Below are 24,758 nucleotides of genomic sequence, written 5' to 3'. Positions count from 1 at the left end.
AATGAGCCCGCTGTGTGCGGCCGATGTGGCTCGCCTTGGTCCCATTTGCCCAGGTGGGGGCCCTCCGGGGGTGCGAGGGTGCGTGCGGCGCCGCGCGGAGGCCGTGTGAGCGCTCACGAATTCGCGATCTGACTGTTATCGAACCGCAATCGCATCCCACCCTCGCGCCCTTGACTTCGAGAACCGAAGACAAGCACAGTGGTCGCGCTGGTCCCGTCGCCACTGTGGCCGTCGGGAGCCCGGGTCAACGGCGAGGTGGGCACCAGCCCTCCTCACCGCCCCGACGACGGGCGCAGCGCACTCTCGATGACGAGAAGGGTTGAAGACATGAGGACAAAGATCTTCGTCGCGGCCGTGGGGGCCGTCATGGCGCTCGGCCTGGCCGCCTGCTCGGGCGGCGGTGCCGGTGCGGGCAGCGGTTCCGGCTCGACGGGTGGCTCGTCGGCCGCGGCCGGTGGCCTCATCGGCGTCGCGATGCCGACGCAGACCTCCGAGCGCTGGATCAACGACGGCAAGGCCGTCAAGGACGGGCTGGAGAAGGCGGGCTACACCGTCGACCTGGAGTACGCGGGCGACGACATCCCGACCCAGCAGCAGCAGATCGACCAGATGATCACCAAGGGCGCCAAGCTCCTGATCGTCGCCTCCATCGACGGCACCGCGCTGGCCAACCAGCTGCAGAGCGCCGCCGACAAGGGCATCAAGGTCATCTCGTACGACCGCCTCATCCGGGACAGCGCGAACGTCGACTTCTACGTGACGTTCGACAACTACAAGGTCGGCGTCCAGCAGGCCACGTCGCTGCTCGTCGGCCTCGGCATCCTCAACGCCGACGGGTCCGCGGGCAAGGCCACCGGGCCGTTCAACATCGAGCTGTTCGCCGGTTCGCTCGACGACAACAACGCCAAGTTCTTCTTCGACGGTGCGATCGACACGCTCAAGCCGTACATGGACAAGGGCACCCTCGTCGTCAAGTCCGGCCAGACCAGCATCGAGCAGGCCGCGACGCTGCGCTGGAGCCAGGAGACCGCGCAGAAGCGCATGGAGGACCTGCTGACCTCCACCTACTCCAAGGGTGACAAGGTCCAGGGCGTGCTCTCGCCGTTCGACGGCATCTCCCGCGGCATCATCACCGCGCTGCAGAACGCGGGCTACGGCCCGACGATCGCCCAGGGCCTGCCGATCGTCACCGGTCAGGACGCCGAGATCGCCTCGGTCAAGCTGATCAACGACGGCGTGCAGTTCGCGACCATCTTCAAGGACACCCGCAAGCTGGCCGACCAGGCCGTCACCTCGGCCTCGGCCTTCATGGCGGGCAAGACCCCCGAGGCGAACGACACCAAGTCGTACAACAACGGCGTGAAGGTCGTGCCGTCCTTCCTCCTGCAGTCCGACATCGTCTACAAGGACAACATCAAGTCCCTGCTCATCGACTCCGGGTACTACACCGAGGCCGAGGTCAAGGCCGGCCAGGCAGGCTGACGCTCCCGCAGCACCCTGCACGGACCCGGGTCGGCCGGCGCACCCCGCCGGCCGACCCGGGTGTCGTGCCCACCCACGAAGGACGGAGCGAGGCGTGACCAGCCCGATTCTCCAGATGCAGTCCATCACCAAGACGTTCCCTGGGGTCAAGGCCCTGCAGGACGTGTCCATCACCGTGGCCCGCGGCGAGATCCACGCGATCTGCGGCGAGAACGGCGCCGGCAAGTCGACCCTCATGAAGGTGCTGTCCGGGGTCTACCCGCACGGCGACTACGAGGGCACGATCCTGTTCGAGGACGAGGAGGTGAAGTTCGGCTCGATCAACGACTCCGAGGACAAGGGGATCGTGATCATCCACCAGGAGCTGGCCCTCGTGCCCTACCTGTCGGTGGCCGAGAACATCTTCCTCGGCAACGAGCAGCGCGGCGCCGGCGGCCTCGTCGACTGGAACAAGACCAACGCCGAGGCGGCGACCCTGCTCGCCCGGGTCGGCCTGGACGAGAACCCGGTGACCCCCATCGGGCTGCTGGGCGTCGGCAAGCAGCAGCTCGTCGAGATCGCCAAGGCGCTGTCCAAGCGCGTCAAGCTGCTCATCCTCGACGAGCCCACCGCGGCGCTCAACGACACCGACTCCGAGCACCTGCTCAGCCTGCTGCGGCACCTGCAGGGCCAGGGCATCACCTCGATCATGATCTCGCACAAGCTCAACGAGATCGCCGAGATCGCCGACTCCACGACGATCATCCGCGACGGGCGCACCATCGAGACCCTCGACATGCGTGGCGGCACCATCACCCAGGAACGGATCATCAAGGGGATGGTCGGCCGCGACCTGGAGCACCGGTACCCCGAGCACACCCCGAGCATCGGCGACGAGGTGCTGCGCATCGAGGACTGGACCGTGCACCACCCCACCCAGCAGGAACGGGTCGTGGTCGACCACGCCACCCTCGACGTGCGGGCCGGTGAGATCGTCGGGATCGCCGGGCTCATGGGCGCCGGACGCACCGAGCTCGCGATGAGCGTCTTCGGTCACTCCTACGGCAGCCGGATCAGCGGCAAGGTCTACCTGCGCGGCCGGGAGGTCTCGACCCGCACGGTGAGCGAGGCGATCGAGCACGGCCTCGCCTACGCGACCGAGGACCGCAAGCGGTACGGCCTCAACCTCATCCAGGACATCAAGACGAACATCGCCTCGGCGAGCCTGCACAAGCTGTCCCGCGGGGGCTTCGTCAACGGCAACGAAGAGGTCAAGGTCGCCGAGCAGTACCGGCGGGACATGAACATCCGCACGCCCACCGTGAGCGCGCTGGCCGGCAAGCTGTCGGGCGGCAACCAGCAGAAGGTCGTGCTGTCCAAGTGGATCTACACCGACCCCGACGTGCTCATCCTCGACGAGCCGACGCGGGGCATCGACGTGGGTGCCAAGTACGAGATCTACACGATCATCAACCGGCTCGCCGATGCCGGGAAGGCCGTCATCGTCATCTCGTCCGAGCTGCCTGAGCTGCTCGGCATCTGCGATCGCATCTTCACGCTGTCCGCCGGTCGTATCACCGGCCAGCTGCCCCGCTCCCAGGCCACCCAGGAGAACCTGATGGAGCTCATGACCAAGGAGAAGGAACTGGTCCGATGAACGTCGTCACCTCCCTGCGGGACCTGCTCACGAGGAACCTGCGCCAGAGCGGCATCTACATCGCGTTCGTCGCGATCGTGGCCCTCTTCGCCGTGCTCACCAAGGGGGTGTCGATCGGCCCGGAGAACCTCACGAACATCGTGCTCCAGTACTCCTACGTGCTGATCCTCGCCCTCGGCATGCTCATCGTCATCGTCGCCGGGCACATCGACCTGTCCGTCGGCTCGGTGGTGGCGCTCACCGGGGCCGTCTCGGCGATCGTCGTCATCAAGCACGGCGGACCGTGGTGGGCCGGTGTGCTCGCGGCGCTCGCGGTCGGCCTCGTGGTCGGGGCCTGGCAGGGCTTCTGGGTCGCCTACGTCGGAGTGCCGGCGTTCATCGTGACGCTGGCCGGCATGCTCCTGTTCCGCGGGCTCACGCTGCGGGTGCTCAACAACATCTCGCTGTCGCCCTTCCCGCCGGAGTACCAGAAGATCGCCGGTGGCTTCCTCAACGGCATCCTCGGTGGGAACGGCTACGACGTCTTCACGCTGGTCATCGCCGCGATCGGGATCGCCGGGTTCGCCTACAGCCAGTACCGCAGCCGGCAGGGCCGCCTCAAGTACCAGCAGGCGGTCGAGGCGATGCCGCTGTTCGTCGCGAAGATCGTCCTCGTGGCCGCCGTCGTCATGGCGTTCGCGTACCGGCTGGCCAGCAGCCGCGGGCTGCCGATCGTGCTCATCATCATGGCCGTCCTCATCATGACCTACTCGGTGGTCACGACGAAGACCGTGTTCGGCCGCCACGTGTACGCCATCGGCGGCAACCTCAACGCCGCTCAGCTGTCCGGCGTCAAGGTGAAGAAGGTCAACTTCTGGATCTTCGTCAACATGGGCGTGCTGGCCTCGGTGGCCGGCATCGTCTACTCCTCGCGCTCCAACAGCGCCCAGCCGGCCGCAGGCAACATGTTCGAGCTCGACGCGATCGCCGCCTGCTTCATCGGCGGGGCGTCCGTCTCGGGCGGCATCGGCCGGGTCGGCGGTGCCATGGTCGGTGGTCTGGTGATGGCCGTGATGAGCAACGGCATGCAGCTGCTCGGCATCGACCAGTCCATCCAGCAGGTCGTCAAGGGTCTGGTGCTGCTGCTCGCGGTGGCGTTCGACATCTACAACAAGCGACGGGCTGCCGCCGCTCGCTGAGCCGGCGGTGCACGGCCCGGCGCCCGCGTGGCGCCGGGCCGTGCACCATTCGTCCGACCTGCGTCGATAGGCTCAGACCATGGCAGATCGCCCGGCGGCGGGCTCGCAGTCGGCCCTGCGTGGGGCGAACCGCGGGCTCATCCTCGACGCGCTCAAGCAGCACGGCGGGCTGACCCAGGTCGAGCTCACCGGGGCGACCGGGCTGTCGGCCGCGACGGTCTCCACGATCGTCAAGGAGCTCGTCGGTGCCGAGCTGGTCGAGGTGCGCAGCACCGTGCGGACCGGGCGGCGCGCCCAGCTCGTCACGCTCGCCCGCAGGGTCGGGCTCGCGGTCGGGGTGCACATCGGGCTGCGGCACATGCGGGTGGTCCTCGGGGACGTCGCGCACGACGTGGTCGCCGAGCAGCTGCTGCCGCTACCGGCGCAGCACCGGGTGGACACCACGCTGGACCGGGCCGCGCTGCTCATCACGGACCTGCTCGACCGGATGGGCGCCTCGCTCGACGAGGTGCTGGGCATCGGGGTCGGGCTGCCGGCCCCGGTCGACGTGGCCACCGGCATGGTCTCGGTCAAGGGGATCATGCGGGGCTGGGACGAGGTGCCGGTCGCGCACGTGCTGTCCAAGCGGCTCGCCCGTCCGGTCTTCGTCGACAACGACGCGAACCTCGGCGGGCTCGCGGAGAGCACGCTGGGCGCCTCCCGGCAGTACCAGGACTCCATCTACGTGCGCGCCTCGTACGGCACCGGGGCCGGTCTGGTGATCGGTGGCCGGCTGCACCGCGGCTTCGCCGGGACGGCCGGTGAGATCGGGCACGTGCAGGTCGACCCGTCGGGCCGGATCTGCCTGTGCGGCTCCCGCGGCTGCCTGGACACCGTGGTGGGCTCCCAGGCACTGCTCGAACCGCTGCGGGCCAGCCACGGCGCGCTCGCGCTGCGCGACGTGATCGCCGCGGCGAACGAGGGCGACCCGGGCTGCCGGCAGGTCATCGCCGACGCCGGTGCCACCATCGGGGCGGTGGTCGCCGGGCTCTGCGTGGCGGTCAACCCGCAGTGCGTCGTCGTCGGGGGCGAGCTCGCCGAGACCGGCGAGGTGCTCACCGGACCGCTGCGCGAGGCCATCCGTCGTCGCGTGCTGCTCAACCAGATCGCCCCGCTCGAGGTGTTCCCGGCCGCGCTCGGGGAGCGGGCCGAGGTGACCGGTGCGCTGCAGCTCGTGCTGCAGTCCACGGACCTGGTGACGCGCGACGAGCTCGAACCGATGACCTGGCGGGGTCTCGGTTGACGGCCGCAGACCGCAGGACTTCACTTCACAAGACACAGGCCCGATGAGGAGCAGGTGAGCTGATGAGCCCAGGCGACGGCGCCGGACGGCCGGGTCGTGTCCCGCTGCTCTCGATGCGCGAGGTCAGCGTGCGCTTCGGCGCGGTCGAGGCGCTGGTCGGGGTCGACCTCACGGTGCACGCCCACGAGGTGGTCGCGCTCGTCGGTGACAACGGTGCGGGCAAGTCGACGCTGGCCAAGGTCATCTCGGGGGTGCTGGTCCCCGACGCCGGGCTGATCGAGATCGACGGTGAGCAGGTCGCCGTCGGCTCGCCCTCGTCGGCGCTCGAGATGGGCGTGGCCACCGTGTTCCAGGACCTCGCGGTCTGCGAGAACCTCGACGTGACCGCCAACATCTTCCTCGGGCGCGAGCTGCGCACGGGTACTGGCATGCTCGACGAGGCCCGGATGGAGCACGTCACCCGGGAAGCGCTGCAGCGGCTGCGGGCGCGGGTGCCGTCCGCGCGCACCCCGCTCAACCAGCTGTCCGGCGGTCAGCGGCAGGCGGTCGCCATCGCCCGCACGCTCATCGGCGAGCCGCGGATCGTCGTGCTCGACGAGCCGACGGCCGCCCTGTCGGTGGTGCAGACCGCCGAGGTCCTCACACACATCGAACGGCTGCGCGACCTGGGGCTCGGCGTCATCCTCATCAGCCACAACATGAACGATGTTCGGGCGGTGTCCGACCGCATCGAGGTGCTGCGGCACGGGCGCAACAACGGGTCGTTCGACGCGGCGACCGCGAGCTACGAGGACATCCTGGCGGCGATCACGGGTGCGACGACCGCCGGGCCGCGGCTGCGCTCGGCGATCTGACGGCGGCCCCCCGGCGAGGGGCAGGTCGCCCGCCGGTGCGCGACGGGTGCGCGCCGGCCCGGCTTGCTCAGCGGAAGACGATGGTGCGGTGCCCGTCGAGCAGGACGCGGTGCTCGGCGTGCCAGCGCACCGCACGGGCCAGCGCCCGGCGCTCGACGTCCTGACCCAGGCGCACGAGGTCGTCGGCGGCGTGCGTGTGGTCCACCCGCTCGACGTCCTGCTCGATGATCGGGCCCTCGTCCAGGTCGGCCGTCACGTAGTGCGCGGTCGCGCCGATGAGCTTGACGCCGCGGTCGTGCGCCTGGGCGTAGGGGCGGGCGCCCTTGAAGCTCGGCAGGAACGAGTGGTGGATGTTGATCGCCCGGCCGGACAGCGCCCGGCACAGGTCGTCGGACAGGATCTGCATGTACCGGGCCAGCACGACGAGCTCGACGTCGAGCTCGTCGACCAGCTCGAGCAGCCGGGCCTCGGCGTCCGCCTTCGTCGCAGCGGTCACCGGGACGTGGTGGAAGTCGATGTCGTAGAACCGGGCCAGCGGCTCGAGCCGGGTGTGGTTGGAGACCACGGCCACGATGTCGATCGGCAGCCCCTCCGAACGCTGCCGGAACGCCAGGTCGTTGAGGCAGTGCGCGGCGGTCGAACCCATGACGAGCGTGCGCACCGGCCGGCCGGCCACGTCCAGGTGCCAGCTCATGTCGAACCGCGCGGCCAGGGACTCGAACGAGGCGTCGAGCGGAGCCGCCGGGCTGTCCGAGGTGAACTGGACACGCATGAAGAACAGACCCGACTGCGGGTCGCCGAACTGCTGGGACTCGGTGATGTTGCCCCCGTGCTCGGCGAGCAGCCCCGTCACCGCATGCACGATCCCGGGGCGGTCGGGGCACGACAGGGTGAGCACGCGCTGCGGGGTCGACACGAACCACGAGAGTAGTGCGCGCTGCCCGGGCCTGACACGATGGGCGCCATGACGACCGACGAGCTCGAGGTCCGCACGGTGGCGGCCACCGATGCCGGGGAGCTGTTCACGCTGCGCAGGGCCGCCTTCGTCACCGAGGCCCAGCAGTACGACGACCCGCACATCCCGCCGTTGACCCAGACCCTCGCCGAGCTCAAGGCCGACCTGGCCCGACCGGACGTCATCACCCTCGGGGCGTGGCTGGGGCACCGGCTCGTCGGGTCCATCCGGGTGCTGCTGGAGGACGGCAAGGCCACCCTCGGCCGGTTCGCGGTGGCGCCGGACCTTCAGGGCAAGGGGATCGGCAGCCGGCTGCTCGTCGAGATCGTGCCGCGGCTGCCCGAGGGCACCGCCGAGGTCTGGGTGTTCACCGGCCGGGACTCGCTGCAGAACCTCGCCTTCTACACGAGCCAGGGCTACGAGCACCAGCACGACCAGATGATCGGCGACCTCACCTACGCCTACCTGCGCCGGCTGCTCGGCGAGGAGCCGGCGGACGAGAACGCCTGACGCCCGTGGACGCCGGTCTCGAGGTCCGCTGGACGACGGCGTTCCTCGACCTGCCGGAGGCCGTGCACGCGGCGACAGTGGCCTTCTGGGCGGCCGTGACTGCGACCACGCCGTCTGTGTCGCGCGGGGACCGCGGGCAGTTCGCCACCCTGCTGCCCGGTACGGGTGACGCCTTCCTGCGGGTGCAACGGCTCGAGGGTGCGCCGCGCGTGCACCTCGACCTGCACGTGGACGACGTGCCCGCAGGTGCGCGGCTCGCCACCGCGCTGGGCGCGCACGTGCTGCTCGCGGCCGAGCACGTCGTGCTGGCCTCGCCCGGCGGCTTCGTGTTCTGCCTGGTGCCCGACCGTGGCGAACGTCACCGCCCGGGGCCCGTCACCGGCGCGCTCGGCGGGCGTGCGCTCGTCGACCAGCTGGCGCTCGACGTGCCGGCGGCTCTGGTGGCCCGCGAGCTGGAGTTCTGGACCTCCCTCACCGGCTGGGCGCCCGACGGTGACGTCACCGGCACGCTCGTCCCGCTCACCCGACCGGCCGGGATGCCGTTGCGCCTGCTCGTGCAGCGCCTGGGTGCCGACGACGGGCGCACCGAGACGAGCGCCCACCTCGACCTGGCCGCGGGCGGCCCCGACCGGCGCACCGTCGTGACCGAGCACGTCGGCCTGGGGGCGACGGCCGTGGGGGAGGGCGCCCGGTGGACGGTGCTGCGCGACCCGGCCGGCTCGCCGTACTGCCTCACCGACCGCGACCCGGGCACGGGCCGGCTGCCGACCGGGCAGCCGGGTCGGCTAGGCTGAGCGGCGTCGCAACTGGCGCAACGGGTGGGTCACCACCGGGGAGCGACGACGTCAGCAGGACCACGGGTCGAACGCCTGGGCCCCGGTCATCACCTTGTCCGGTGCTGGCCGCGTGCGGCCGGCTCGTCCGCCAGGAGAACCCATGACCGACGACCTGATGAACCAGGGCATCGCCGAGCTCGACCCGGAGATCGCCGCGGTCCTCGACGCCGAGCTGGCCCGCCAGCAGCAGACGCTCGAGATGATCGCCTCGGAGAACTTCGTGCCCCGCGCCGTCCTGCAGGCACAGGGCTCCGTGCTCACCAACAAGTACGCCGAGGGGTACCCGGGCCGCCGGTACTACGGCGGCTGCGAAGAGGTGGACGTCGCCGAGACGATCGCCATCGAGCGTGCCAAGTCCCTGTTCGGCGCCCAGTTCGCCAACGTCCAGCCGCACTCGGGCGCCACCGCCAACGCCGCCGTGCTGCACGCGCTGGCCCGGCCCGGCGACACCATCCTGGGCCTGGCCCTCGACCAGGGCGGCCACCTCACGCACGGCATGAAGATCAACTTCTCCGGCCGGCTCTACAAGGTCGCGGCCTACGGGGTCGACCCGACCACGTCCCTCGTCGACATGGACGAGGTGCGCCGGCTCGCCCTCGAGCACCGGCCGAAGGTGCTCATCGCCGGCTGGTCGGCCTACCCCCGCCAGCTCGACTTCGCCCGGTTCCGCGAGATCGCCGACGAGGTCGGCGCCTACCTGTGGGTCGACATGGCGCACTTCGCCGGTCTGGTCGCCGCAGGGCTGCACCCGTCCCCGGTGCCGCACGCGCACGTCGTGTCCTCCACCGTGCACAAGACCATCGGCGGGCCCCGCTCCGGCTTCATCCTCACCAACGACGCCGAGCTGGCGAAGAAGATCAACTCCGCCGTCTTCCCCGGTCAGCAGGGCGGGCCGCTCATGCACGTCGTGGCCGCCAAGGCCGTGGCGTTCAAGATCGCCGCGACGCCGCAGTTCCGTGACCGCCAGGAGCGCACCGTGCGCGGTGCGGCGATCCTCGCGGAGCGGCTCACCGCACCCGACGTCGCCGCTGCCGGGATCTCGGTGCGGTCGGGCGGCACCGACGTGCACCTCGTGCTCGTCGACCTGCGCGACGCCGCGATCGACGGCAAGCAGGCCGAGGACCTGCTGCACGAGTGCGGCATCACGGTGAACCGCAACGCCGTGCCGAACGACCCCCGGCCGCCGATGGTGACCTCCGGGCTGCGGATCGGCACCCCGGCGCTGGCCACCCGCGGCTTCGGCGACGCGGAGTTCACCGAGGTCGCCGACGTCATCGCGACGGCGCTCGTGCAGGGCGCCGCCACCGACGTGGCCGCGCTGCGCACCCGCACGGCCGCGCTCGCCGCACGGCTGCCGCTCTACGCCGACCTGGTGCAGTACTGATGGTCGCTCGGCTGCTGGACGGCAAGGCGACCGCGGCCTCGATCAAGGACGAGCTCGCGCAGCGGGTCGCCGCGCTGGCGGCCCGCGGCGTGCACCCCGGGCTCGGCACCCTGCTCGTCGGCGACGACCCGGGCTCCCAGCTGTACGTCGCGGGCAAGCACCGCGACTGCGCGCAGGTGGGGCTGGCCTCGATCCGCGAGGACCTGCCCGCCGATGCGACGCCCGCGCAGGTCGAGGCCGCGATCCGGCGGCTCAACGAGGACCCGGCCTGCACCGGGTTCATCGTGCAGCTGCCGCTGCCCGCCGGCGTCGACACCCAGGCGATGCTCGAGCTCGTCGACCCGGACAAGGACGCCGACGGGCTGCACCCGACCAACCTCGGGCGTCTCGTGCTGCGGGTCAACGAACCGGTCGCCTCACCGCTGCCGTGCACCCCGCGGGGCATCGTCGAGCTGCTCGTGCGGCACGACGTCCCGCTGCGCGGCGCGCACGTCGTCGTCGTCGGGCGGGGGGTGACGGTAGGGCGGTCGATCGGGTTGCTGCTCACCCGGCGCGAGGTCAACGCCACGGTGACCCTCACCCACACCGGCACCCGTGACCTGGCAGCCCTCACCCGGACGGCTGACGTCATCGTCGCCGCCGCCGGGGTGCCCGGCCTGGTCACCGCCGACATGGTCGCCCCGGGTGCGGTCGTGGTCGACGTCGGTGTCTCGCGCGTCGTGGACGAGGCCACCGGTCGGTCGCGGGTCGCCGGGGACGTGCACCCCGACGTGCGCGAGGTCGCGGCCTGGGTGTCGCCGAACCCCGGCGGCGTCGGTCCGATGACCCGTGCGATGCTCCTGGCCAACGTCGTCGAGATCGCCGAGCGCGCCGCAGGCTGAGTGGGTCGGGCCGGCAGGCGCGGGTCTCTCACGCCTGCCGACCACCCGCCGATGGGACGGGGGACCCGACGGCAGGCCGTCGGCGGAGAGACCAGAGCCGGCGGCGGCAGGACGGAGGGGCATGCCGAACGAGGACGTCCTCGTGCTGGCCGCCGGTATCGTCGTCGGACTGGTGTCGGCTGCCGCCGTGCTGCGGCCCGCCGCGCGACGCCCGACGTCGTGGCCGGTCGCGCTGGTGCTGCTGTCCGCCACGTGGTGGGCGTGGTGCGAGGTGGTCCAGCTCAGCTCGTCGGACGCGCGGGTGCGCCATGTCATGGACGCCGCCCGGCTGCCCGCGGCCGGTCTGATCGGGTATGGCGCCCTCTGGTTCGTCACGCTGTTCACCGGCAACCGATGGAGCCGCCGGTGGGCCCAGATCCTCGCGGTCGAGCCTGTGGTCGTCCTGGTCCTCGTCCTGACCAGCTCGTGGCACCCGCTCCTCGTCGGGCCGCACGGTGTGGGCGGCAGCCTGCTGTTCTGGACCAACGCGCTGTACAGCCGGGCCGTCCTGGCGGTGGCGTTCGGGCTGCTCGCCCTGGCGGTGGAGCGTGGGCTGCGCGACCGGCTGTCCTCGTGGCTCGCCCTCTCGGCTCTGCTGCTGCCGATGGCGACCAGCGTCGTGGTGCTCGTGCATGCCGACCGGCAGCCGTCCGACCCCACGCCGGTGGCGTTCGTGGCGACCGCGCTGATGTGGCTGTGGGCCGACCGGGGCGGGTGGGGACTGCGCCCCCGGACACCGATCTCCGTGGACCAGATGGTGGAGTCCCTGGCCGACGGGCTGGTGGTCGTCGACGGGCGCGGTGTGGTGCTGGTGGCCAACCGTGCCGCGCGGCAGATCCTGGAGGCGCACGGCTTCGCCGGCCAGGTCCGGGGTCGGCACTGGCGCGAGGTGGTGCCCGAGGCCGACCAGCCCGTGGCCAAGCTCGGCGGGCTGCTGAGCAGCGGTGACCGGTTCATCGATGTGCGGCCCGCGCCGGTGATGGCCAACGGTGTCCAGGTGGGCATGGCGGTCCAGCTGCGCGACGTCACCGAGTTCGAGCAGGTGCGTGCCGAGCTGGCCGACCAGGCGGTCTCCGACGCCCTCACCGGGCTGCGCAACCGCCGGTTCTTCCTCGAGCGCGGGCAGGAGATCGTCGACCAGGCGCGGGCCGGCGGGCAGGGCGTCGTGGCCGCGATGGTCGACATCGACCACTTCAAGCTGGTCAACGACACCTTCGGGCACCCCGCAGGCGACCGGGTGCTCGCTCGGGTGGCCGCCCAGGTGCAGCGGCGGGCCCGGCTGGGTGACGCCCAGGTGCGGTTCGGCGGGGAGGAGTTCCTGCTGCTCATGATCGGCGAGACGCTCGACGGTGCGCTGGTGCGGATGGAGGACCTGCGCCGCTCCTGCGCCGATCTCCGGGTGCCCGCGGCGGACGGTGAGATCACCATCACGGTGAGCATCGGCGTCTTCGCGCTGGAGCCCGACGGCGACGTCGAGGACCTGCTGCGTCGTGCCGACATGGCGCTCTACCGGGCGAAGGACGAGGGGCGCAACCGGGTCTGCACCGCATGAGCGCGCCCCGCCGCGCGAGTCGGGCCGGCGTGGGTTCTCATGGTGGGGCCGTCCGTCCCCGTTCGCAGGAGGCCCCATGCCCACCGTCCGCGTGCACCTGTGGCTCGACGACCGGGCGCTCGAGGCCGCCCGGTTCTGGGAACGGACCGTCCCGGGCTCTCGTGTCGTGTCGGTGACCAGCGCCCCGGCGGGCACCCCGGGGGTGGCCGAGGGGACCGTGTTCGTCGTCGAGGCCGAGGTGGCCGGCGTCCCGGTGACCCTGCTCAACGGCGGTCCGACGTTCGCGCTGGACGAGGCGTTCTCCTTCCTGCTCGAGGTCGAGACCCAGGAGGAGATCGACCACTTCTGGGCGGCGCTGTCGGCCGACGGCGGCCAGGCCGGGCAGTGCGGCTGGCTCAAGGACCGGTTCGGGGTCTCCTGGCAGGTGGTCCCGACCGGGATGGCCGAGGTGATGTCGGGCGACCCGGCGGGGGTCGGTCGCGCGATGGCCGCGATGCTGCAGATGACCAAGCTCGACATCGCGGCCCTGCGGGCGGCCGCGGCCGGCTGAGCGCGGGGCGGCGCAGCGGGTGGCGGCGATGTGGGTGGCATGGGCGAGGATGACCCGGTGACCAGCGCACTGACCATCGCGAGCGTCAACGTCAACGGGGTCCGGGCGGCCTTCCGCCGGGGGATGGGGGACTGGCTCGCCCGGTGCTCACCGGACGTCCTGCTGCTGCAGGAGGTGCGGGCGGACGACGGCACGCTCGCCTCCCTGCTGCCCGGCTGGCACCTCGTGCACCAGGCCGGCGCTGCGGCCGGACGTGCGGGGGTGGCGGTCGCGTCCCGGCTGCCCATGCAGGCGGTGCGGATCGGGCTCGGCACCGATGTGCCGGGTGACGAGGGGCGGTGGGTCGAGGCCGATCTGGAGACCCCCGACGGCCTGCTCACGGTGGTCTCGGTGTACCTCTACTCGGCGACCGCCGACCACCCGTCGCTCGACGCGAAGTACGCGTTCAGCGAGCACATCACGCGGCGCCTGCGCGAGCTGGGTGACGCCCGTGCGGTGGTCGGCGGAGACCTCAACATCGCCCACCGCGAGGTCGACATCAAGAACTGGAAGGGCAACCTCGACAAGGCCGGCTTCCTGCCGGCCGAACGGGCCTACCTGGACCGCTGGTTCGACGAGCTGGGCTGGACCGACGTCGGTCGGTCGCTCGGCGGCCCCGGCCCGGGGCCGTACACGTGGTGGTCCTGGCGCGGCAAGGCGTTCGACAACGACGCCGGGTGGCGCATCGACTACCAGCTCACGAGCCCGGCGCTGGGCTCGGCCGCCGTGACGGCCCGGGTGGACCGGGCGCTGACCTACGCCGAGCGGTTCAGCGACCACGCGCCGTTCGTCGTCGAGTACGACCTGGCCTCGCACCGCTGACCAGGTAGGACGCGCGGCGTCGGAGCCGGGCGCGTGCGGCAGGCCCGCGGGGCTGGTGACGCGCGGCAGGCCCGCGCGGTCGCCCGCGCGGGCCTGCCGCGACCGCCGGTCAGCCTCCGCGGCTCAGTCTCCGCAGCTCAGCCCGCGGCGACCAGCGCGAGGGCCTGCTCGGTGGTGACGACCGTGGCCAGCGGGGCGTACAGCGCGATGACGTCGAGGGCCTTGGCGTGCGAGGCGTCGTCGAGGCCGGCGCAGGCGTCGGAGGCCACGAGCACCTGGACCCCGGCGTCGACCGCCGCGAGCACCGTGGACAGCACGCAGCAGTCGGTGCTCACCCCGCACACGACGAGCCGGTTGTCGTCCCCGACGAGGTCGGCGAGCTGGCGACCCCACTTGCCGAAGGTCGTCGCGTCCAGGGTGCCGCCATGCCCGTCGGTGCCGGCCACCCGGGCGGCCACGTCGGCCAGCTCGCCGACCACGTCCCAGGCGGGGGCGTTGGCCGGCTGCAGGGCGAACGGCCAGTCCGCGTAGTACGCCTGCCATGCCCCGGTGGGACGCGCCGGGGCGATGAACCTGGTGAACACGGCGCGCTGCGCGTACGCCTCGGCCAGCGCCCGCACGGGTGCGACCACCTCGTCGAACCGCGGTGTGCGCCACGGGCTGTCGGCGTCACCGAACACGCGCTGCATGTCGATGACGGCCAGCGCAGGGCTCACGGGGTCTCCACCAGCGTGGCCTGCGTCGCGGGCAGCGCCTCCTGGTGACGGATCGCGCCAGCGCGCGCCAGCCCACCGACGAAGCCGACGACGAGGGCCACGAGGACCCCGACGTTGGCGCCGGCCCACGCGCCGGCCTTCCCGCCGATGAGGTCCATGAGGTAGCCCTGCCAGCCGAGCCAGCCGGCGTAGCCGTTGACCACCAGCCCCCAGCCCAGCACCGTGCCGACGACGAGCAGCGCCATCGAGGTCCAGTCCACTGAGCGGTAGCGGCCCTCGGGGCGGAACAGGTCGGCGACGTCGTAGTCGGCCTTGCGCGCCAGCACATCGGCCAGGAAGATCCCGGCCCACGCCGCGATCGGCACCCCCAGCGTGATGAGGAAGCCCTGGAACGGGCCGAAGAACGAGCCTGCGACGAACAGCAGGTAGAGCGTGCCGAGCACCATGACGACGCCGTCGATCCCGGCCGCCACCGGTCGCTTGACCGGCAGCCCGGTCGAGATGAGCGCGATTCCGGAGGAGTAGATGTCGAGCACCGCCCCGCCGACGAACCCCAGGATGGCCACGACGAGGAACGGCACGAGGAACCAGGTCGGCAGGATCGAGGCGAGCCCGCCGATGGGGTCGGCACTGATTGCCGCGTTGAGGTCGGCGTCCGAACCGGCGAGCAGCAGCCCGAACAGCAGCAGCGCGAGCGGGGCGAGCGCCGCCCCGAACGTCGTCCAGCCGACCACCCCGGCGCTCGACGCACTGCGCGGCAGGTACCGCGAGTAGTCGGCGGCCATGTTGACCCAGCCGAGCCCGAACCCGGTCATGACGAACACGAGCGCGCCGATGAACGCGGCCGACGAGCCCGACGGCAGCGAGGTCACGGCAGCCAGGTCGACGTGGCCCCAGGTGATGACGACGTAGACGATCGTGAGAACCGCGGTGATGACGGTGATCGCCGTCTGCATCCGCATGATGAGGTCGAAGCCCACCACCCCGCCGGCGATGATGAGGGCGGCGATCACAAGGACGGCGACCACCTTGGTGGCGGCACCCGTGTGCCAACCGAGGCGGTCGAAGACCGTGACCACGGCCGTCGTGGCCAGGTAGGTGAGGACCGTCTCCCAGCCGACGGTGAGCACCCAGGAGATGCCCGAGGCCACCCGGTTCCCGTTGACGCCGAGCGCCGCCCGGGACAGCGTCATGGTGGGGGCCGACCCGCGCTTGCCGGCCAGCGCCACGAACCCGCACAGCGCGAACGAGAACGTGATCCCGACCAGGGCGGCGACCAGGGCCTGCCCGAAGGAGATCCCGAACGCCAGCACCCAGGCGCCGTAGCCGATCCCGAACACCGAGATGTTGGCGGCGAACCAGGGCCAGAACAGGTCGCGGGGCCTGCCCTTGCGCTCGGCGTCGGAGATCACCTCGACCCCGTGCGTCTCGACCCGGATACCGCCGGTGGGCTCGACGACGTCAGCCATGGTTCCTCCCCAGGACGCAGACCCCCGTGCAGGTCAACCTAGTCGAGCGCGGCTCGTCCGGGCAGTCCTGTCGGCCGCGCACCTGACGCGGCGACGACCGGGGCGTCAGTAGCGGATCGCGTCGATCACCTTCACCCGGACGGCGACGAGTGCGGGAATGATGCCGGCGAGCGCGCCGACCCCGGTGGCCGCCGCCATCCCGACGAGCGCGGCCGAGACCGGGAACGGCGGGATGTCCTGCAGCCCGCCGCCGAAGACCCTGTCGATCGGGAGGTTCTTCAGCAGCACCACCGCGAGCACGACCCCCGCCAGCCCGGCGACCACCGTGGCGACCACCGACTCCATCATGACCCCGAAGAACACCCGCCCCGACGTGGCACCGAACGAGCGCCGGATGCCGATCTCCCGGATCCGGTACCGGACGGTGGTGAGCGAGATGTTCACCAGCCCCAGCCCGCCGAGCAGCAGCGCGAAGCCACCGACCCCGAGCCCGATCCACTTGGTCGCCGAGTCGAGCTCACCGCCGCCCCAGGTCCGGTTGTCCTGCACGTCCACCTGCAGTCCGGGGACTGCGGCCTTCATGTCCCGGACCAGGTGCGAGGAGAGCCCGTCGACCTGGTCGGTCGGCACCCACATCGCCAGGGTCGGCAACGCCTGGCCCATCGTCGGGTCGACCTGGTACCAGTGCGTCAGCTGGTCGTAGAGGACGAAGGCGGTCGGGCTCTCGCCCGACCACTGCTCGGGCTGGACGCCGATGATCGTCGCGGTCACGGCGTCGCCGAGCTGCACCGTCGGGTGGCTGCGCAGGTCCGCGACGCCGAGCTGGGTCAAGAACGCCTGGTTGACCACGAGCACGGGCGCGAAGGCCTTCTCGTCCTCCGGGGTGAACCACCGGCCCTCGATGACCCGGGTCCGGTAGATCGCGCCGTAGGCGGGGTCGACCGCGTTGATCGGCACGGTCTGGGTGCCCTGGGGGAACCGGAACGGCGCCATCGTCTGCTGGGTGCGGGAGGCCCAGGTGATCGAGTACCGCGCGAGCGCCTGCTGGTACGCGGCGTCGTACGTGGCCGTCTGAGCGGCCGACGTCGCCGGACCCGTCGAGGAGTAGGCGTTCACCATGAGGGTGACGGGCCGGCCGTTGTACCGGTCGGCCTGCTCGGCGAACCCCTGCTTGAGCATCGCGACCGCGGCGGTGACGCCCGTGATCGCGGTGACGGCCACGGCCACCCCGATGAGGGAGAGCAGCACGCGCACCTTGTGGATGCGCAGCTCGTCCCACGCCTCCAGGACAGCGCCGACGAACCCGCTCATCGGCGCTCACCACCGTCGTGCCGGGCGGCCGGCTGCTGGTCCGGCGCCGGTGCGGCCGGTTCGGCCGGTTCGCGGTGTGCCGGTTCGCGGGGCACCGGGGGAGCCAGCTCGCGGGGCCGTGCGGCCGCGCCGACCGCCGTCGGGACGTCACCCACCCATTCGGCACCGGCCGTGCCGAGGTCGAGCGGGACGAGCACCCCGTCGGCGAGCCGGTAGACGCGCTGCGCACGGGCCGCGACCGACAGGTCGTGCGTGATGGTCACGAGGGCCGCACCGGTCTCGGCGGCCACCGAGTCCAGCAGGTCCATGACGACCTGCCCGGTCTGCACGTCGAGGGCTCCGGTCGGCTCGTCGGCCAGGATGACGCGGGGGCCGCGCACCAGCGCGCGGGCGATCGCGATGCGCTGCTGCTCACCGCCCGACAGCCGTTCCGGCATCGCGTCCAGCCGGTCGCCCAGCCCGACGCGGTCGAGCATCTGCGCGGCCAGGGTGCGCCGCCGCCAGAACTCCCGCCCCTTGGCGTACATGAGCGGGGCCACCACGTTCTCCAGCACGGTGCGCCCGGGCAGCAGGTTGAACTGCTGGAACACGAAGCCGAAGTCCGCGCCCCGCCGCAGCGTCCGCGCCCGGTTCGACAGCCGGCTCACCGGGACGCCCTCGAGCAGGTACTCGCCGTCGGTCGGGGCGTCGAGCAGACCCAGGAGGTTGAGCAGCGTCGACTTGCCGGTCCCGGACCGGCCGACGACGGCGACGTGCTCCCCGGTCGCGACCGTGAGGTCGACGCCGCGCAGGATGTGCAGCATCCGGTCGTCGGGCAGCCTGACCGTGCGGGTGATCGCGCGCAGGTCGATCACGTCAGCCGCCGCAGACGGTCGGGTCGTACTGCCGAGGGTCGGTGCAGTCGACCGGTCCGGACGCGCCGCCCGGCACCGGGATGAACTGCAGCACCGTGTCGCCGACCGCGAGCCCGCTGGTGATCTCGACGATCTTGCCGTCGGTGAGGCCGAGGGTCACGGCGCGCTGCTCGGGCTCCTTCCCGTCGGCCACCACCCACACGTTGCCGTTCTGCACCGAGCCCTGCACGGCCGTGACCGGGACCGTCGGCCCGTCGGCGGTGCCGTTGGTGACCGCCAGGTCGGCACCGAGCCCCGCGAATGCGACGACACCGGCCGGGACGGCGCAGCTGATCGTGCCTGACGTCGTGCTGGGCGCCGCCCCGCCGCCCTCGCTGGGGGTGGAGCCGGTGGTCTGGGTGGAGATCTTCAGACCGGTGCAGGCGAACGGTGCCGGACCGCCCTTGAGCGTCACCTGGGCCTCGCTCGGGGCGTTGACCAGGCGGTACTGCTGGTCCGCCGTGAGGGTGCCGGTCACCGACAGCGTCCCGGGCGTCACCGTGGCGACGACGTCACCGACGGCGACGACCTGGTCCTTGAGCGTCGGCAGCGACAGCACCCCGCCCGCTGTGGCCTTGACCACCGTGGTCGTCACCTTGGGGGCGGGCTGCGTGGTCACCGGGTCACCGGTGGTCGGGTCGGTCGAGGTCACCGGGTCCTGCGGGGTCTCCTGCCGCACCTGGAGCACGGGGTCGCCCGCGGCGACCGTGGCGCCGTCGGCGGCCAGCAGCTTCGCGACGGTCCCGGCCGCGGTCGCCTTCACCGGGACGGGCGGGTCGGCGACGACGGAGGCCTCGACGTCCACCGTGTTGGTGATCGTGGCCTGCTCGACCTGCACCGTCGGTTCGGTGACCGACCCGGTCGGCTGCAACGGGTCGCCCGACGCCTTCACGTCGGCGCCGGCGAAGGCGAGCTTGACCAGCGCGACCGCGATGACGGCCCAGATGATCAGGCGGAGCGTGGGGAAGATGACGCGACGAACGACGCCCACCGGCGGCCTCCTGCAGTGTGCCGAGCAGCCCCCTGCGGGTCGCCCGGCACGATCCTGGCGACCGCGGCGCGCCCGCGCATCATCCCTGGGACGGAGACGTGCACCGGCTGTGCGACCTCGGCCCCCATCTCAGGGACACCATCGCGGGGTGCGGGACGTGCGTGGCGCGGGCGCCGGCCGTCAGTGGCTGACGGGGGTCACCGGCAGCGGGCGCCCGGCCAGGCCGCGCGGGGTGGCGGCCAGCCGACGGGCGACCTCGCGCAGGGCGAGCGCCGCGGGGGAGTCGGGGGCGGAGACCACGACGGGCGTCCCGGCATCGCCGGCCTCGCGCAGCTGGGTGTCCAGCGGCACCTGACCGAGCAGCGGCACCTCGGTGTCGAGCCGGTCCGAGAGCCCGGCGGCCACCTGCGCGCCGCCGCCCGAGCCGAAGACCTCGAGCCGGGAGCCGTCCGGCAGCTCCAGCCAGGACATGTTCTCCAGCACGCCGATGACCCGCTGCCCGGTCTGCGCGGCGACCGTGCCGGCCCGTTCGGCGACCTCGGCCGCCGCGGCCTGCGGGGTGGTGACCACGAGCAGCTCGCTGCCCGGCAGCAGCTGGGCCACCGAGATCGCGATGTCGCCCGTGCCCGGGGGCAGGTCGAGCAGCAGCACGTCGAGGTCGCCCCAGAACACGTCGGCGAGGAACTGCTGGAGCGCGCGGTGCAGCATCGGCCCGCGCCACACGACGGGCTGCCCGGCCGGGACGAACATGCCGATGGACACCACGTCGACCCCGTGCGCCCGGGGCGGCAGCAGCATGTCGTCGACCTTGGTCGGGGCCCGGTCGACGCCGAGCATCCGGGGGATGGAGAAGCCGTAGATGTCGGCGTCCACCACGCCCACCCGCAGCCCCTGCGCGGCGAGCGCGACGGCGAGGTTGGCCGTCACGGTCGACTTGCCCACCCCGCCCTTGCCGGAGGCCACTGCCAGGACACGGGTGAGCGAACCCGGCTGGGCGAACGGGACGACCGGTTCGCGGCTGCTGCCGCGCAGCTGGGTGCGCAGGGCGGAACGCTGCTCGGCGGTCATCACCCCGAGCTCGACGCGCACCTCGGTGACGCCGTCGACCGCGCTCACGGCCGCCGTCACGTCGCGCGTGAGGGTGTCCTTGAGCGGGCAGCCGGCCACCGTGAGGTCCACCCCGACGCGGACCACGCCCTCGGTCTCCTCGAGCGAGCGGACCATGCCCAGCTCGGTGATCGGACGGTGGATCTCGGGGTCGAGGACACCGGTGAGCGCGGTGCGGACGTCGTCGAGCAGGGGCATGCACCCATCGTAGGTGGGCGTGCGTGCGGACCTTCCGGCGGGGGCCGGTCGCGCGGCGGGTGGAGGAGCCTCCCCGCCGGCCGGGATGCGGGCGGTCGGCCGCTCAGTCGGCGGGGTCTGCCTCGGCGTCCGCGGGGGGCGGGGCGTCGGCGGGTGCGGCCGGCTCCGCAGGTGCGGCGGGCTCGGCCGGTTCGGCGGGTGCAGCCTTGGCCGCCTTGGCGCCCTTGGACTTGCGCGGCTTGTCCTTCCCGCGCTCCTTGCCCGACGTCTCCCCGTCGTCGTCCGTGCCGACCGCCTCGAGCAGGTCACGCAGCTCGGAGCGGACGAAGTCACGGGTGGCGACGTCGGCCAGCGCGATGCGGACGGCGGCCATCTCACGGGCCAGGAACTCGGTGTCGGCCAGGTTCCGCTCGGCGCGCTGGCGGTCCTGCTCGGCGGTCACCCGGTCGCGGTCGGCCTGCCGGTTCTGCGCGAGCAGGATGAGCGGCGCGGCGTACGAGGCCTGCAACGAGAGCATGAGCGTGAGCGCCGTGAACCCGTTGGCCGGCTGGTCGAACCGCCACGCGAACGGCCCGAGGGTGTTCCAGGCGATCCACACGACGCAGAACAGCGTGAGCCAGATGATGAAGCGCGGCGTCCCGAAGAACCGGGCGATGGCCTCGGCGGCGCGGCCCGAGGCGTCCTCGTCGCGCGGGCCGCGGGTGAGCAGCCCGCGCCGCTCGAGCGGGGTGTCGAGGCGGTCAGCCATGACGGACCTCTGGCTTGGTCGGGACGTCGTCGACCTCGCGCCAGTCGTCCGGCAGCAGGTGGTCGAGCACGTCGTCGACGGAGACCGCGCCCAGCAGCCGACGCTGCTCGTCGACCACGGGCAGCGCCAGCAGGTTGTACGTCGCCAGGCGGCGCGTCACGGTGAGCAGCGGAGCGTGCACGGTGACCGGCTCGATGTCGGTGTCCACCACCGAGCCGATGGGTTCGTGCGGGGGTTCGCGCAGCATGCGTTGCAGGTGGACCACCCCGATGAACCGGCCGGTCGGGGTCTCCAGCGGCGGTCGGGTGACGAACACCAGCGACGCCAGGGCCGGGTTGAGGTCGATGCGCCGCACATGCGCCAGCGCGGCGGCGATCGAGGTCTCGGGGCCGAGCACCACCGGTTCGGTGGTCATGAGACCGCCCGCGGTGTTGTCCTCGTAGGCCAGCAGGCGGCGCACGTCCCGCGCCTCCTCCGGCTCCATGAGCTCGAGCAGCTCGCTGGCCTGCTCGGCCGGCAGCTCGGAGAGCAGGTCGGCGGCGTCGTCGGGCTGCATGGCCTCGAGGACGTCGGCGGCGCGGGCCAGCTCCAGGCCGCGCAGGATCTCCACCTGGTCGTCCTCGGGCAGCTCCTCGAGGACGTCCGCGAGGCGCTCGTCGGACAGCGCGCCGGCGACCTCCAGCCGTCGGGTGAGGTCGAGGTCCTGCAGCACGTCGGCCAGGTCCGCCGGCTTGAGGTCTCCGTACTGGGCGAGCATGAGCACGGCGCTCTGGGTGGCCTCGGACCGGCCGAGCCCCAGCACGTCGTCGAACTCCACCACCCGGGCGGCGCCCCGGCGACGCAGCAGCGACGGCTTGCCGCCGCCGGCGTCGGCGACGAACAGCCGGGTGACCTGCCAGTCGCCGCCGCGCTGCTGCTCGATGGCCACGTCCTGCACCCGGGCCTGGCCGCCGTCGCGCAGGTCCACCGTGCGGTCGAACAGCTCGCCGACGACGAGCGTCTCGGCCGGCCGGATCTCGAACCGGCGCATGTTCACCAGCCCGGTCGTGATGACCTGTCCCGGGTCGATGGCCGTCACCCGGGTCATCGGCACGAACACCCGGCGCCGGCCGGGCACCTCGACGACGAGGCCGACGGCGTTCGGCGCCCCCTTCGCCCGGGCCAGCAGCACGACGTCGCGCACGCGCCCCACCTGGTCACCGAGGGGGTCGAACACCTTGGTACCGGCGAGGCGCGCGACGAAGACCCGGGTACCCGTGCTGCTCACGCCCACAGGGTAGACGTGCCCGGCAAACCGGAGGGGTGAGGTTGCCGCCACCTTCCGTTCACTCAGCGCGCGTCCTGGCGCCGTTCAGGTTGCTGGGGGACCATCAGGGCATGTCTCTTGGTGGCAATGCCCGTACCCCGTCCGTCCCGACCCTGCCCCAGGGGGAGACGGTGGCCCGCTACGACACCTATCTCGCGGCGCAGCGTGCCGTCGACCACCTGGCCGACAAGCAGTTCGCCGTGCAGAACGTCACCATCGTCGGCACCGACCTGCAGATGGTCGAGCGCGTGCTCACCCGGCTGTCCTACCCGCGGGTGGCGCTCGGCGGGTTCGTGTCCGGCGCCTGGTTCGGGCTGTTCGTCGGGCTGCTGTTCTCGCTGCTGAGCACCGACGGCCAGGGGCTGCTGCTGCCGGCGATCATCATCGGTGGCGGCTTCGGCATGCTCTTCTCGGTCATCAGCTACGCGCTCACCCGCGGCCGGCGCGACTTCACCTCGTCCAGCCAGATCGTCGCAGCGCACTACGCCGTGCTGTGCAGCGGTGACCTCGCCTCGCAGGCGCGTGCGCTGCTCGCCGAGGTCGGCGGTGTGGTCACCGGGTGGCCGGCTGCGCCGACGACCCCGCCCGCGACGACCGAGCCGCCCGCGCCGCCGACGGTCTGAGCCCAGCGCGGCCGCCCCGCAGTCGACGCGAGCCGGCCGCGGGCGAGCGCCCACCGCCCGATCCGGACGTCCGGATCGGGCAGTCGTCGTCAGGCGCCCAGCAGCCCGGCCATCCACGCCTCGACGGCGTCCGGGTCGCGCGGCAGGGCGGCGGACAGGTTCTCGCACCCGTCGGCCGTCACGAGCACGTCGTCCTCGATACGCACGCCGATGCCGCGGTACTCGGCCGGCACGAGCAGGTCGTCGGGCTGGAAGTACAGCCCCGGCTCGATGGTGAACACCATCCCGGGCTCGATGATCCCGTCCAGGTACATCTCGCGGCGGGCCTGGGCGCAGTCGTGCACGTCGATGCCCAGGTGGTGGCTGGTGCCGTGCACCATCCAGCGCCGGTGCTGCTGCTGGTCGGGGTCGAGGGCGACCTCGGCCGGCACCGGCAGCAGGCCCCACTCGGCCAGCCGCGCGGCCAGCACCTGCATCGCGGCGCCGTGCACCTCGCGGAACCGGGTGCCGGGCCGGGCGACGGCGAACGCCGCGTCGGCCGCGTCGAGCACGGCCTGGTAGACCTTGCGCTGCACGGGGGAGTACCGGCCGTTCACCGGCAGGGTCCGGGTGACGTCGGCGGTGTAGAGCGACCGGGCCTCGACCCCCGCGTCGAGCAGCAGCAGGTCGCCGGGGCGCACCGGGCCGTCGTCGTCCGTCCAGTGCAGCGTCGTGGCGTGCGGGCCCGAGGCGGCGATGGTCTCGTAGCCCACGTAGTTGCCGACCGTGCGGGCGTGGCCGAGGAAGGTGCCCTCGACCACGCGCTCGCCCCGCTCGTGCGCGACCGCGCGCGGCAGGGCGCGCACCACCTGCTCGAAGCCCTCGATGGTGGCGGCCACCGCGGTGCGCATCTGGTCGATCTCGTAGGCGTCCTTGACCAGGCGCAGCTCGGAGACCGCCTCGCCGAGCGTCGCGTCGCCGTCCGCCGGGCCGCCGCGGACCTCGTCGACGAGCGCCTGCACCGCCGCGTCCGCACCGGGCACGACGAGCACCTGGCCGCCGTCGGCGACGTCCTTGGCCAGCGCGTCGCGCAGGTCGGCCAGGTCGGCGGTGCCCAGACCGGTGAGGGTCGCCATGTCCGCCAGCGTCGGGCGCGGGCCCACCCAGAACTCGCCGGTGGCCGCGTCGGAGAAGAACTCCGGGGTGTCCCGGCCGGCCAGCGGGCGCAGGTGCAGCGCCGCGCCGCCGTCGGCGTGCAGCACGAGCACCGCACCCGGTTCCTGCTCGTCGGTCAGGCCGGTGAGGTGCACGAACGCGGCGTGCGGGCGGAACCGGTGGTCGGTGTCGTTCGAGCGCACCGTCGGGCTGCCGGCCGGCACCACGAGCGTGCGACCCGGCAGCCGCTGCGCCAGCCGAG

General features: G+C 72.4%; 23 protein-coding genes and 1 riboswitch. Of the genes, 13 read left to right on the top strand and 10 right to left on the bottom strand.

Annotated elements, in window-relative coordinates; translation table 11 throughout:
* Positions 1-327: 327 nt before the first annotated feature.
* From chvE to F2B26_RS03475, 5 genes are all read left to right on the top strand, one after another.
* Positions 328-1,482: a multiple monosaccharide ABC transporter substrate-binding protein gene (gene chvE, locus F2B26_RS03495; protein ID WP_159806480.1), complete on the top strand. Its 1,155-nt coding sequence runs from the start codon at positions 328-330 to the stop codon at positions 1,480-1,482.
* Between the two features lie 94 nt (positions 1,483-1,576).
* The gene (mmsA, locus tag F2B26_RS03490) at positions 1,577-3,118 is read left to right on the top strand and encodes a multiple monosaccharide ABC transporter ATP-binding protein (protein WP_159806478.1); all 1,542 of its coding nucleotides are present in this window, start codon (positions 1,577-1,579) and stop codon (positions 3,116-3,118) included.
* The gene (mmsB, locus tag F2B26_RS03485; RefSeq protein WP_159806476.1) at positions 3,115-4,296 is read left to right on the top strand and encodes a multiple monosaccharide ABC transporter permease; all 1,182 of its coding nucleotides are present in this window, start codon (positions 3,115-3,117) and stop codon (positions 4,294-4,296) included. Before mmsA ends, mmsB begins: the two co-directional genes overlap by 4 nt.
* A 79-nt stretch (positions 4,297-4,375) precedes the next feature.
* A complete protein-coding gene (locus F2B26_RS03480) occupies positions 4,376-5,578 on the top strand; it encodes an ROK family transcriptional regulator (RefSeq protein WP_159806474.1) in 1,203 nt (400 codons plus the stop codon).
* Positions 5,579-5,640: 62 nt separating this feature from the next.
* Positions 5,641-6,432, top strand: a complete 792-nt coding sequence (locus F2B26_RS03475) for an ATP-binding cassette domain-containing protein (protein WP_159806472.1) — start codon at positions 5,641-5,643, stop codon at positions 6,430-6,432.
* A 67-nt stretch (positions 6,433-6,499) separates the two neighbouring features.
* Here the strand turns inward: F2B26_RS03475 and purU are convergent, their stop codons facing one another.
* A complete protein-coding gene (gene purU, locus F2B26_RS03470) occupies positions 6,500-7,348 on the bottom strand; it encodes a formyltetrahydrofolate deformylase (protein ID WP_159806470.1) in 849 nt (282 codons plus the stop codon).
* Between the two features lie 48 nt (positions 7,349-7,396).
* Here purU and F2B26_RS03465 point away from each other — a divergent pair, with 48 nt between their 5' ends.
* From F2B26_RS03465 to F2B26_RS03435, 7 genes are all read left to right on the top strand, one after another.
* Entirely contained in the window at positions 7,397-7,897 is a 501-nt protein-coding gene (locus tag F2B26_RS03465) for a GNAT family N-acetyltransferase (protein ID WP_159806468.1), read from the top strand.
* A 5-nt stretch (positions 7,898-7,902) separates the two neighbouring features.
* Positions 7,903-8,691, top strand: coding sequence for a VOC family protein (locus F2B26_RS03460; RefSeq protein WP_201292593.1), 789 nt, complete (start codon positions 7,903-7,905; stop codon positions 8,689-8,691).
* Positions 8,690-8,779, top strand: a riboswitch (ZMP/ZTP riboswitch). Its footprint overlaps the gene before it by 2 nt.
* A gap of 54 nt (positions 8,780-8,833) precedes the next feature.
* Complete coding sequence (gene glyA, locus F2B26_RS03455) at positions 8,834-10,117, top strand: serine hydroxymethyltransferase (protein ID WP_159806466.1); 1,284 nt, start codon at positions 8,834-8,836, stop codon at positions 10,115-10,117.
* Positions 10,117-10,998, top strand: a complete 882-nt coding sequence (locus F2B26_RS03450; protein WP_159806464.1) for a bifunctional methylenetetrahydrofolate dehydrogenase/methenyltetrahydrofolate cyclohydrolase — start codon at positions 10,117-10,119, stop codon at positions 10,996-10,998. The genes glyA and F2B26_RS03450 overlap by 1 nt, the downstream gene beginning before the upstream one ends.
* A gap of 121 nt (positions 10,999-11,119) precedes the next feature.
* Positions 11,120-12,589, top strand: a complete 1,470-nt coding sequence (locus tag F2B26_RS03445) for a histidine kinase N-terminal 7TM domain-containing diguanylate cyclase (protein WP_159806462.1) — start codon at positions 11,120-11,122, stop codon at positions 12,587-12,589.
* A 76-nt stretch (positions 12,590-12,665) separates the two neighbouring features.
* Positions 12,666-13,139 (top strand): VOC family protein, encoded by a 474-nt coding sequence (locus tag F2B26_RS03440; RefSeq protein WP_159806460.1) that lies wholly within the window; start codon positions 12,666-12,668, stop codon positions 13,137-13,139.
* A gap of 39 nt (positions 13,140-13,178) precedes the next feature.
* On the top strand, positions 13,179-14,000 hold the full coding sequence (locus tag F2B26_RS03435) for an exodeoxyribonuclease III (protein ID WP_159806458.1): 822 nt from the start codon (positions 13,179-13,181) through the stop codon (positions 13,998-14,000).
* Positions 14,001-14,137: 137 nt separating this feature from the next.
* Here the strand turns inward: F2B26_RS03435 and F2B26_RS03430 are convergent, their stop codons facing one another.
* The 8 genes from F2B26_RS03430 to F2B26_RS03395 form a co-directional block, all read right to left on the bottom strand.
* Positions 14,138-14,716: a cysteine hydrolase family protein gene (locus tag F2B26_RS03430; RefSeq protein WP_159806456.1), complete on the bottom strand. Its 579-nt coding sequence runs from the start codon at positions 14,714-14,716 to the stop codon at positions 14,138-14,140.
* Entirely contained in the window at positions 14,713-16,185 is a 1,473-nt protein-coding gene (locus F2B26_RS03425; protein ID WP_159806454.1) for a purine-cytosine permease family protein, read from the bottom strand. Before F2B26_RS03425 ends, F2B26_RS03430 begins: the two co-directional genes overlap by 4 nt.
* Positions 16,186-16,290: 105 nt before the next feature.
* Positions 16,291-17,496, bottom strand: coding sequence for an ABC transporter permease (locus F2B26_RS03420; protein ID WP_159806452.1), 1,206 nt, complete (start codon positions 17,494-17,496; stop codon positions 16,291-16,293).
* Entirely contained in the window at positions 17,493-18,299 is an 807-nt protein-coding gene (locus F2B26_RS03415; RefSeq protein ID WP_159806508.1) for an ABC transporter ATP-binding protein, read from the bottom strand. Before F2B26_RS03415 ends, F2B26_RS03420 begins: the two co-directional genes overlap by 4 nt.
* A 52-nt stretch (positions 18,300-18,351) precedes the next feature.
* Positions 18,352-19,380 carry a permuted SH3 domain-containing protein gene (locus tag F2B26_RS03410; protein ID WP_159806450.1) on the bottom strand — a complete coding sequence of 343 codons (1,029 nt, stop codon included), beginning with the start codon at positions 19,378-19,380 and terminating at the stop codon, positions 18,352-18,354.
* Positions 19,381-19,560: 180 nt separating this feature from the next.
* Complete coding sequence (locus F2B26_RS03405; protein WP_159806506.1) at positions 19,561-20,685, bottom strand: Mrp/NBP35 family ATP-binding protein; 1,125 nt, start codon at positions 20,683-20,685, stop codon at positions 19,561-19,563.
* Between the two features lie 103 nt (positions 20,686-20,788).
* Positions 20,789-21,433, bottom strand: a complete 645-nt coding sequence (locus F2B26_RS03400) for a DUF1003 domain-containing protein (RefSeq protein ID WP_201292592.1) — start codon at positions 21,431-21,433, stop codon at positions 20,789-20,791.
* Positions 21,426-22,700, bottom strand: a complete 1,275-nt coding sequence (locus tag F2B26_RS03395) for a magnesium transporter MgtE N-terminal domain-containing protein (protein ID WP_159806448.1) — start codon at positions 22,698-22,700, stop codon at positions 21,426-21,428. Before F2B26_RS03395 ends, F2B26_RS03400 begins: the two co-directional genes overlap by 8 nt.
* Before the next feature lie 110 nt (positions 22,701-22,810).
* On the opposite strand from F2B26_RS03395, the gene F2B26_RS03390 reads away from it, so the two are divergent.
* A complete protein-coding gene (locus F2B26_RS03390) occupies positions 22,811-23,362 on the top strand; it encodes a YflT domain-containing protein (RefSeq protein WP_159806446.1) in 552 nt (183 codons plus the stop codon).
* 89 nt (positions 23,363-23,451) lie between these two features.
* On the opposite strand, the gene F2B26_RS03385 is transcribed toward F2B26_RS03390, so the two are convergent.
* Positions 23,452-24,758 (bottom strand): aminopeptidase P family protein (locus F2B26_RS03385; protein ID WP_159806444.1); only part of this gene is annotated, 1,307 nt, incomplete at its 5' end.

The sequence above is a fragment of the Cellulomonas citrea genome, from assembly GCF_009829685.1.
Lineage (GTDB): Bacteria > Actinomycetota > Actinomycetes > Actinomycetales > Cellulomonadaceae > Cellulomonas > Cellulomonas citrea.
The sequence above is the reverse complement of the archived record's forward strand: the minus strand, read 5'-3'. Positions and strand labels throughout refer to the sequence as shown.